An 8,635-nucleotide genomic window follows, 5' to 3' on the forward strand; every position below is an offset into this window, starting at 1 on the left:
GGTTCAACTCTCCTGTCCGTGGATCACAGGAATTACTTCGGCGGCTCCTTCAGCGCTCAGCGGCAGGGTGGAGATGCCGACGATGCCCAGGAAGTTGGTCTGGACGGTGCCGGTGACGGTGGTGTGGATGACGCCGTCTTCGACCGTTGCGAAGCCGGCGAATCCGGAAGCTGTGATGTACGCAGTTGCGGCTTGGGTTGCTGCATACACGTCGGGACGAGGCCGAGAGCCCGGCTGAGTCTCCAAGAACTGGCCGCCGGCTCTGGCTGCCTCAGCAGCGACCGCGCGGGCGTGTTGATCTGCGGCGGCGTGACCGGCGAAGTCCACTCCGATCCCGAGGCAGACCATGAAGGCCACCAACGCCATACTGACCCAGACGCTGATCGAGCCACGCTCATCACCCGGGCCCGGTCGAGTTGCGCCAGCGACTGCCGCTGTCGTTGCCCGCTGGGTTCTCTCGTCGTCGCGGTTGTGGGTCATGTCATCTGCTCCGGTAGCTGTCCACAGGTGAAGTTCTGGTGGCAGTGACTGATGTCGTGCCCGGGAACCCGGGCAGCGTGACGTCGTGTGTGACGTTGCAAGTTATGGTCACGCTCACCGCGGCAGGCGTACCCGGAGCGGCGCTGAGCGCTGCAGTGTTGACCGAGATGTCCTGGTTTGCGCAGCTGATGTTCGCCTCATCCAGCGTTCGGGCTGCTGTGGCACGTGCGGCGGCGTCGGCCTCGGTTGAGGTGCGTTCGATGGATGCGGCTCGAGCTGCAGAAGCGGCTGCCGATCCGACGGCCTGTTCGGCCAAGGCATCCCGGCCCAGGAGGATCACCAACCCCACGATCATCAGCAGCGCAGGCAGGATGATGGCAGCCTCCACGCCAACCATCTGACCTCGTTCGTCCCGCCACCTGCCTTCGAACATGCCAGCTACGCCTTCCTGTTGTCAGCCCTGGTCCACGGGGACGTTGACGACCTGGATCTCTGCGACTGAGAGTTGCTCGTTGGTTGTCAGTTCGAGGGGGATGACACCGGACTGGCCGATGCCGCTCCACGCGACCTCCCAGTAGGAGGTGGCCGAGATCGTGTAGTGACCGTCGCGGGTGTACACGTAGCCACAATCCGGTGAGGGCGGGTCCTCCTCCACCGTTGCCGGATACGGGGTGCCCGCCCCGCAGGAGACCGTGTCACCGTTTCCCATGTCCCACACCACCTGTGTCACCTGTGCCGTGGCGCTGACGGTGTATCCACCGGCTGAGGCCGACTTCACGATCGGACCAAACGTGGAAGCGGACGCATCGTCAACCCACATCCACACATTGCGCCCCACAACACCCAACGACATCGGGGAACGATCAACGGTGTGAGGAAACGAGCCAATACGAATCGGTCGCAGATCCATCTGCTCCAGCGCCGACTGCGCCAACACCCGCGGGTCAGGCAACGCCTCGGGCTCATCACTCGACACCCAGAAATGAGTCGTGGCGTTACTGATCGCCGACGAGATCACACACCGCATGATCACACCCTCCGTGCGACCCTCCCAGATCAACTCGGTGAAAGGTGGCTGCGGAACCTCCGGCTGCACATAGCAGCCGCGAGAAGCGTTCCACACCCCGAAACCACTCACACACGGCCTCGGGCCGCACGGACCGACCTCACTTCCGCCACTGGAGCCTCTGTCCCCGCCGCCTCCTCCGGACCCGCCGGAAGCATCATCCGCTGCCCAGAGCTTGCATCGCTGAAAATTGTCGTACAACAAGCAGCCGACACCCGAGTCAGCGGAAACCACAGTGGGGAACCCAAGCACGAGAATCACGATGGTGAGGAGGGAGATCCGTCCGCGCGTGAACATTAGGAACACTCCTCAGTAGGTACGCTAGTGGCGTCACCAACTTTCCATCTGTCGTTCTCGGTTACCGTCTCGATAGTCCAGAGAGTCAAAGTTCCCCTGTCAGCAGGAAGGATCGACTCACCCGTCTCTTGGTCGACAATGTCAGCGTCCGCTGAGTCGGTGCAGACCTCCACGAGGGTGCTCATTTCTCCGTCCACTTCAGTGACTGCAGCAACCGACAGGAACTCCCAGCTTGTATCTCCGATTTGTATGACCCCGTCCTCCCTGAACCGCACCACATCGTCCAGGAAGATTCGCTGAGTCTCCCCCGTAGTCACGTCCGCAAGTGGCTGGAGAGCAAGGCCCGGATCTTGTCTTAGCTCATCTAGGAGCCTGAAGAACTCTGAGACGACCTCTTGCGCTGCGACTTGGTCCGTGCCGAGTGAGGGTTCCGTTGGTGTCGGGGCTTCTGTTGGGGTGAGTGTTTCAGTCGGGGTTGGTGCTGTTGTGGTCTCAGCGGCGGTGGCTGTGCTGATGGTTGGTGTTGGTTCTGGTTGTTGGGTGCAGGCCGTGAGAGCACCGACCGTGAGGGTGACGGTCAGGATGGTGGCTGTTGTGTGTTTCATGGTGCTCCCTGGTGGTCAGGATGTGGTGATGCGTTCGGTTGGTGATTGTGCGGTTTTGGTGATGGTGGGCCGGTAGCCGGGGATGATGCTGAGTGCGGTTCCGGTGACGGTGGCGGTTGTTTGGGTGGGGCTGCGGTTGATGGTGATGGTGATGTTGGTGAGGGAGCCGTTGTTGCTGGCTGCTGCGGCGGTGGTTCGGCCTGCTTCGGTGGTTGCGTATTGTGCTGCTGCGGTTCTTGCGCCGTCTTGGGCGGCGGCGAGGGCGGTGGCGTTGGCCCAGGAGATCATTGCCCATTGGAGGGTGGTGAGGAGGACGCCGAGGACGAGTGGGAACATCAGCGTCATCTGGACGCTGTTGCTCATTCCCCGTTCGTCAGGTGGGTAGGTTCGCTTGGACATAGGTGGTGATTGCCGCGATGACGATGACTGCGACGGCGACTGCGCCGGCCAGAAGGATGGCGTTCTCAGTGGATTGCGACAGTCCTCTCTCGTCACGGTGACGCTCTGGGGGTTGGAGGATGTGCACGAGGGTGCCGATAAGTTGGTTGACGGCGGACATGATGGTTGCCCCTTTCTCTAGGTGAGCATCCGCAGGAATGCGGGTGTGATGGTGGTGAGTGCGAGTACGAGCACGAGGAGGCCGACGGGGATGGCGATGCGTGCGCCGGCTTGGTTGGCGGCTGTGATGTGGGTGTTGAGGAGGGTGTTTCGCATGTTCTCTCCCCTGGCTCGGAGTGAGTCATAGATTTGGGTGCCGTCGGCTCCTCCGAGGCGCATGATGTCTGCGAGATCGGTGAGTTCGGGGAGTTTGAGTTGTTTGCCGAGTTCGTCGAGGGCGTCCCATGGGTTCTGGCCGGTGTACTCGGTGCGTTTCAGGGTGGCTTCGAGGCGTTGGAACGGCCACGAGTCACCGATCTTGGCTGCCGCGTGGAGGGCTTGCGGGACACCGGAGCCGGAGAGCCGGTCGAGGGCGACCATCTCGATGAAGGCCCCAAGGGCGTGTGAGAACTCGGCCCGTGCCCGGACCGCCTTGTCCTTGAGTTCGGCATCTGGCAGGAACCACATCGCTATGGCGAGTCCGATAGACCCCAGCACCGGGATGGCGAATGGCAGTTCGAGCCCGAGGAGGGCCGCGAGGATGGTGAGGAGGGGGCCGATGACCAGCCCGATGAGGCTGGTGAGGACCTTCGCGCCGTAGTGTGCGGCTTTGGTCCGGTCGACCATGGCCAGGTCCGCATTCGCAGGTGCACCCCATTGAGGTATGGGCAGGTGCTGCTGCACCCAGGCCCCGAGGCGGGTCTCGAGATCCGGAGCTGGTGCGGGTTGCTGGTCGTGGATTGCCGGTATTTGTGGGCGGAGCCTTGCGAGGGCGTCACCGAGGTGGGGTTGGGCCGGCACCAAGCGGTGGACCAGGAGTGCGGCGCCGCCGGCGATGAGGGCGCCGGAGATGATGGCGAGCTGGAGGCCGGTAATCATGGGTTGCCTCCATTGGGGGTGGTTCCTATGAAGCGTGGGATTGCCTTGGCTTTGGTCATGCGGCTCATCCACCACAAGATCGCCGCATAGCCGGTCAGGTATGCGGTCAGGAGTAGCTGTCCCAGCGGGGTGTTGTAGGGGGTGATGTAGTCGCCTGAGACCATCAACCCGGCCAGGAGCACCGCGGAGATTATGGTGATCATCCGCGCAGCTGTGTGGGACTTCTGCTGCTCGGTCTCCACCTCGCGCCGGGCCCGAACCTCGTGATCAACCGAGGCCGCCATGTCCTGCATCACTGCCGCTAAACCCGGGCCACGGCGATCCGATGCCAGTAGCAAGGTTGCAACGAATAGGTCAGCGGTCGCATCATCGAAGTCGTCCGCGAACGCCCGAAGCGCTCGCTTCAGTTCCCAGCTCGCCCGTAGCCGGGCAGCGAGTTTGCCAACCTCGGCCTCGATCGTCTGGGGTGCGGATCGGGATGCTTGCAAGATGGCCTGCTCGATCCCTCTCCCCACCGCCAGGACCCCTGCGATCCCCCTGGCGAACTCGGCCAGTGCATCCAGCCTCGCAACCCTCGGCCTGGTGCGCCGCTGGATCATCCGACGGGCCGTGATCAGTGCGGCGGGGACGAGGACTATGGCCACCAGCCAGCCGGACACGGCAGCGACAAGGACCCCCACGGCGATCCCAACCAGAACGATGGTCCTTGTGCCCGGGCTGATTCGTCGGGTGCGGCGGTGCTTGGTGGGTGCGGGTTCGGGTTGGGGTTGGAATGCCCAGATGGCGGCGGTGATGCCGGCTGCGATGAGGGCTCCGGAGATGGCTGCGATGAGGATCATGTGATCGCCCCGCGTTCGGCGTTGAAGGCATCCAGGTCGAAGCCGTGTTGCGTGAGGTTCTGCCATGAGGCGGGGAGTTGGTGTGCGACGGCTCGGTGGGTCCCGGGTGGGGTGGTGAAGATGGTGGTGACGGCGTAGCCCTTGGCGTGCTCACCGGGCTCGACTGCCACGATCTCTGAGACCCACCTGCGCTTGGTCCAGGTCCCGTCCGGTTGTTTGATGGATTCGACCTGGAGTTGGACGATGATGTCGATGTCTTCTGCGATCACGTTCAGCGCGTACTCGCGGGTGATGTTCGCACCGGCCTGGGTGGCGCAGGTCACGAGTTTGCGGATCGCCCCTTCAGCGCTGCGTGCATGGGTGGTGGACATGGAGCCGGAGCCGGACTGCATGCACTTGAACATCGTGACCACCTCGTCGCCGCGGACCTCTCCGACGATGGTGTAGGCGAGGTTCGCCCGCAGCGAGTCCTCAAGAGCGTCCCGGACGGTGTACTCCCCCGCCCGACGCCCCGAGGGGCCTATCTCACCCGATCCGGGCTTGGCCTGCCACTCATGCACCACCTGATGGCTACCGGTGTCCTTGAGGAACAGCTCGAACTCGGTCTCGATCGTTCCGAGCTGAACATGCGAGGGCAGCTCGTGAGCCAACGCACGCAGCATCGTGGTCTTCCCTGTGCCCTGATCCCCTGAGATCACCAACGACTTTCGGCCACGTACCGCCGCGGCCAGAAAGCTGGCTGCCGTCGGAGACATCGACCCCAAGGAAACTAGATCCGCCAAGCCGGCTGTGGCGAGCCGGTTGCGTCGGATGATGACCGTGGGGCGTGCTGTCACCCACGCCGAGGCGAACAGCCGTGCACGTCCCGGCAACGACAAGTGCAGTTTCGAGTCGGTCTCGCTGAACTGCCTCGGCCTGGGCTGGTGGGACGCCAGGAACTGTAGGTACCCGATCAGGTCCTCATCGGAGTTCGCGACTGGCTCCCCACGGATCAGGCTGCCATCGGACCGCTCCAGCAACACATTGTCGAAGCCGGAGATGATGATGTTCTCCAAACCGTCATCATCGAGGTACGGCTGGAGCCGGCCCAGCCGGAACACCGCATCAAACAACGCATCCGCCAAGAGGCCTTGGTGCTCAACCGTCCACGTCGCCCGACCAGACGTCGTGGCTGCCCGTGACTCCCTCACCAAAACCTCGGCAATGACCTCCCGACCCACCAGTTCCCGATCCGCATCGCTGAACACGCGCTGCGACAACTCATCCGACACGGCCTCCCGCAACGAATCAACCAACCCCCAATCGAGCGCCCCGGAGACTGTGCGCGGCACCCGAGCCCGCAACTCCTCCACGGCCCCGGCGTCATGCCCTGCCGTCCGGTCTGTGGTCACCGCACCCCTGCTAGGGGTCAAAGGTGATCGCGGCGGCGCGGTCATGCTGAAGGTTCCCCGCTGCCGGCCCGGCCGCTGCTTCTGGAAGAGGGGCAGCGTGGACAGTTCGGAGACGTCCATGGCGACTTCGTCAGACATCGAGCTCCTCCAGCCGCTTCTCAGCCCGCCACTGAAGCCCCTCCGCCGCAGTCCTCAGCCGTCGCGCGAGCACCTGACCAGGACGACGCAGAAGTCCCCGCCTACCCGTCGGGTCGCCCGATATGAGCGCTGTGGCCTCTTGCGGTACCCAGGGCAGCTCGACCTCAACGCGACGGCCCAGTGCCTTCGCGATCACCGCCGGACTGTAGACACCGTTACGGATCACGATCAGCCCAACAGGAGCCTCCGTCAGATCGGACTCCATCGCAGCTGCGGCCGCGACACTCACCAGATCGCTGCGCACCACTATCAGGACTTGATCAGCCATCCGCAGCAGCGGCATCGCAGAGCGTGCATGCCCCAGCCGGCCATAGTCGACAATCACATCAACGCCGACGGAGTCGAGCCGCTTCAACTCGACCGCCAAGGCTGGCCACAACCCCATCAGCGATGCCGCCTGCGCAGCCCCGGCAGGGCCAGGGATGAAGTCGAGGAACTCCCCCATCCGCAGCGCCGACTCACTCACCACCTCAGCAAGCCGTCCCTGCCGCTGCGCCACCCAAAGCTCAACCAACGTTCCCGGATTAGCCACCCGGCCCTGATAGTGGCCGGCAAGGATCGCGGCACCACCCACCGGGTCCGCATCAACCAACAACACCTGCCTGCCCCACTGCTGCGCCAACCCAAGTGCGGTAGTCGTCGCCCCCGGAGCCCCGGAGACAGACGCCACCACAAACACAGACACCGCTCAGCGCTCCCTCGTGTCCAACACGACCGCAGCCTTACCCATAGACGAAGCCGAAGCAGCCAGCGCCGCCGATCCCTCATCGACCTGCACCCCCAGGAACAACTGCGAACTCGCAGGATCCCGCGAGACCGAGACCACGCTCCCCGGCACAGTCAGCCGCCCATCGCGGCACTCGCCGACACCATCAGCCGCCTCCGCGGCGGTGCCGCAGGCATACACCGGCTCCACAAGCACGATCCTCACGTGGTCCCCAACCTTCAGATCCACCCCCGGATGAAACCCAGGCCCCAGCGACAACCCGATCACGGACTGCCCAGCAGAAGGCAGGACGCCGCCCTGCACGACCGACGCAGGCACAAGTCCCCCAGCCGCGACATCGTGAGCGGCGCGTTCGCCCACAAGACTCGAAATGTCATCTGGGACAAGGAACTGGAGGTGCGGATCAGGGTTCACCTGGACCACAACGAAGTCATCGACAGCCATCACCTGTCCACGTCCAATGGTGGCTCTGGCAACCACTGCATCCACGGCAGTGCCGATCGAGAACCAAGCCAACGCTCCCCCTGCCGCCCCCAGCACGATGAGGAGCACAGACACCACCAACAGCAGGGGCCGCCGCTGGCTCCGGGCCACGGCAGGAGTGACAACCACCGCAGACCCGCCAGAGGGTGTGGTCATGGTTTCGGTGGCGCGCTCGGATTCCTCGGCGACGCTGGCAGCCCTCGTGATGCCCATAGTCCCTATATCCCGCCGACGGGTACCTACAGTGAAACCGAATCCCACAAACACACCCGAAAGACCAACGATGGCCTGCGTGCATCAGCGCGGTTCGGGGAGATCCCAGCACCAAGGCAATCTACGTGAGCTGCTCTGCTCACCGTCGGAAACCACTCCCGACCCACCAGACCACGGTGCCGCTGGAAACCCTTAACACGGCCGGCTAGTCCTGCCACGGACAGTCGTTCCGGCAGTTTAAGCACGCAAGGGGTCACTTCAGCGGGCTCGCCACTGCTAAACCTCCCCAGAAGTGCTGATGTCCAGTCCTTGCCCAACCATCAACACATCACCGAACCTGCTCCCGGAGATTCAGAGGCGGTCAGCGGCCGGCCTCGCGCGGCATGCGGAAGGACGTCGCACACAGGGCCGCGTCCAACTCGTCCAAATCAACCATCACCTTCCTCCCCATGCGATACCGGCTCAACGTCCCATCCCCGAAACGCCGAGTGATCGTCCTCGGATGACAGCTCACATACCTTGCCGCATCCTGCAACGTCGCCCACCTTCTGACCGCCACTGGGCCACCATCAACCTTCTTCATGACCAATTCCTTCCATCGACTCGACACGAGGTCCCTCAAGGAACACCACCGGCGGCGTCACCTGTGCTCCCAAGGAACCGCTGAGAGACTCGGGACCGAGATCTCGGCATACAAGAGATAGCCCACAGTCGAGGCGCCCAGGCTCATCACCGCACGCGTGCGCGGCGCTCAGGCCTGGGCGAGCGGGACTGCACACCGCGTTCGTGACATCCTCAATTGCCGATCTGCGGACGTTCGAAACTGCCGATTTGAGCCAACTGGCCGGAGGAATCTCACG

11 protein-coding genes are annotated in these 8,635 nt (G+C 63.7%); all 11 read right to left on the bottom strand.

Annotation, left to right across the window (positions count from 1 at the left end; all coding sequences use genetic code 11):
- Nucleotides 1-3 precede the first annotated feature (3 nt).
- The 11 genes from ACYU7G_RS15865 to ACYU7G_RS15915 all read right to left on the bottom strand — a co-directional run bounded on the left by ACYU7G_RS15865 (nt 4) and on the right by ACYU7G_RS15915 (nt 7,775).
- On the bottom strand, nt 4-480 hold the full coding sequence (locus ACYU7G_RS15865) for a pilus assembly protein (RefSeq protein WP_461109535.1): 477 nt from the start codon (nt 478-480) through the stop codon (nt 4-6).
- 1 nt (nt 481) lies between these two features.
- The gene (locus tag ACYU7G_RS15870) at nt 482-868 is read right to left on the bottom strand and encodes a TadE/TadG family type IV pilus assembly protein (protein WP_461109537.1); all 387 of its coding nucleotides are present in this window, start codon (nt 866-868) and stop codon (nt 482-484) included.
- 66 nt (nt 869-934) lie between these two features.
- A complete protein-coding gene (locus ACYU7G_RS15875) occupies nt 935-1,258 on the bottom strand; it encodes a hypothetical protein (protein WP_461109539.1) in 324 nt (107 codons plus the stop codon).
- 584 nt (nt 1,259-1,842) lie between these two features.
- Nucleotides 1,843-2,448 carry a hypothetical protein gene (locus tag ACYU7G_RS15880; RefSeq protein ID WP_461109541.1) on the bottom strand — a complete coding sequence of 202 codons (606 nt, stop codon included), beginning with the start codon at nt 2,446-2,448 and terminating at the stop codon, nt 1,843-1,845.
- Between the two features lie 15 nt (nt 2,449-2,463).
- The gene (locus tag ACYU7G_RS15885) at nt 2,464-2,811 is read right to left on the bottom strand and encodes a TadE/TadG family type IV pilus assembly protein (RefSeq protein WP_461109543.1); all 348 of its coding nucleotides are present in this window, start codon (nt 2,809-2,811) and stop codon (nt 2,464-2,466) included.
- A 10-nt stretch (nt 2,812-2,821) separates the two neighbouring features.
- Nucleotides 2,822-3,007 (bottom strand): hypothetical protein, encoded by a 186-nt coding sequence (locus ACYU7G_RS15890; RefSeq protein WP_461109545.1) that lies wholly within the window; start codon nt 3,005-3,007, stop codon nt 2,822-2,824.
- A 17-nt stretch (nt 3,008-3,024) separates the two neighbouring features.
- A complete protein-coding gene (locus ACYU7G_RS15895; RefSeq protein ID WP_461109547.1) occupies nt 3,025-3,924 on the bottom strand; it encodes a type II secretion system F family protein in 900 nt (299 codons plus the stop codon).
- Nucleotides 3,921-4,763 carry a type II secretion system F family protein gene (locus tag ACYU7G_RS15900; protein WP_461109549.1) on the bottom strand — a complete coding sequence of 281 codons (843 nt, stop codon included), beginning with the start codon at nt 4,761-4,763 and terminating at the stop codon, nt 3,921-3,923. Before ACYU7G_RS15900 ends, ACYU7G_RS15895 begins: the two co-directional genes overlap by 4 nt.
- Entirely contained in the window at nt 4,760-6,274 is a 1,515-nt protein-coding gene (locus ACYU7G_RS15905; RefSeq protein WP_461109551.1) for a CpaF family protein, read from the bottom strand. The genes ACYU7G_RS15900 and ACYU7G_RS15905 overlap by 4 nt, the downstream gene beginning before the upstream one ends.
- A gap of 10 nt (nt 6,275-6,284) precedes the next feature.
- Complete coding sequence (locus ACYU7G_RS15910; RefSeq protein ID WP_461109553.1) at nt 6,285-6,974, bottom strand: MinD/ParA family ATP-binding protein; 690 nt, start codon at nt 6,972-6,974, stop codon at nt 6,285-6,287.
- A gap of 66 nt (nt 6,975-7,040) precedes the next feature.
- A complete protein-coding gene (locus ACYU7G_RS15915) occupies nt 7,041-7,775 on the bottom strand; it encodes an SAF domain-containing protein (protein WP_461109555.1) in 735 nt (244 codons plus the stop codon).
- Nucleotides 7,776-8,635 lie beyond the last annotated feature (860 nt).

The sequence above is a fragment of the Tessaracoccus terricola genome (assembly GCF_054776555.1).

What these genes read in the sequence shown, in the direction of transcription:
- ACYU7G_RS15915 (WP_461109555.1), bottom strand. Translation starts at nt 7,775, where the DNA reads ATGGGCATCACGAGGGCTGCCAGCGTCGCCGAGGAATCCGAGCGCGCC.
- ACYU7G_RS15905 (WP_461109551.1), bottom strand. Translation starts at nt 6,274, where the DNA reads ATGGACGTCTCCGAACTGTCCACGCTGCCCCTCTTCCAGAAGCAGCGG.
- ACYU7G_RS15900 (WP_461109549.1), bottom strand. Translation starts at nt 4,763, where the DNA reads ATGATCCTCATCGCAGCCATCTCCGGAGCCCTCATCGCAGCCGGCATC.
- ACYU7G_RS15880 (WP_461109541.1), bottom strand. Translation starts at nt 2,448, where the DNA reads ATGAAACACACAACAGCCACCATCCTGACCGTCACCCTCACGGTCGGT.
- ACYU7G_RS15890 (WP_461109545.1), bottom strand. Translation starts at nt 3,007, where the DNA reads ATGTCCGCCGTCAACCAACTTATCGGCACCCTCGTGCACATCCTCCAA.
- ACYU7G_RS15865 (WP_461109535.1), bottom strand. Translation starts at nt 480, where the DNA reads ATGACCCACAACCGCGACGACGAGAGAACCCAGCGGGCAACGACAGCG.
- ACYU7G_RS15895 (WP_461109547.1), bottom strand. Translation starts at nt 3,924, where the DNA reads ATGATTACCGGCCTCCAGCTCGCCATCATCTCCGGCGCCCTCATCGCC.
- ACYU7G_RS15885 (WP_461109543.1), bottom strand. Translation starts at nt 2,811, where the DNA reads ATGAGCAACAGCGTCCAGATGACGCTGATGTTCCCACTCGTCCTCGGC.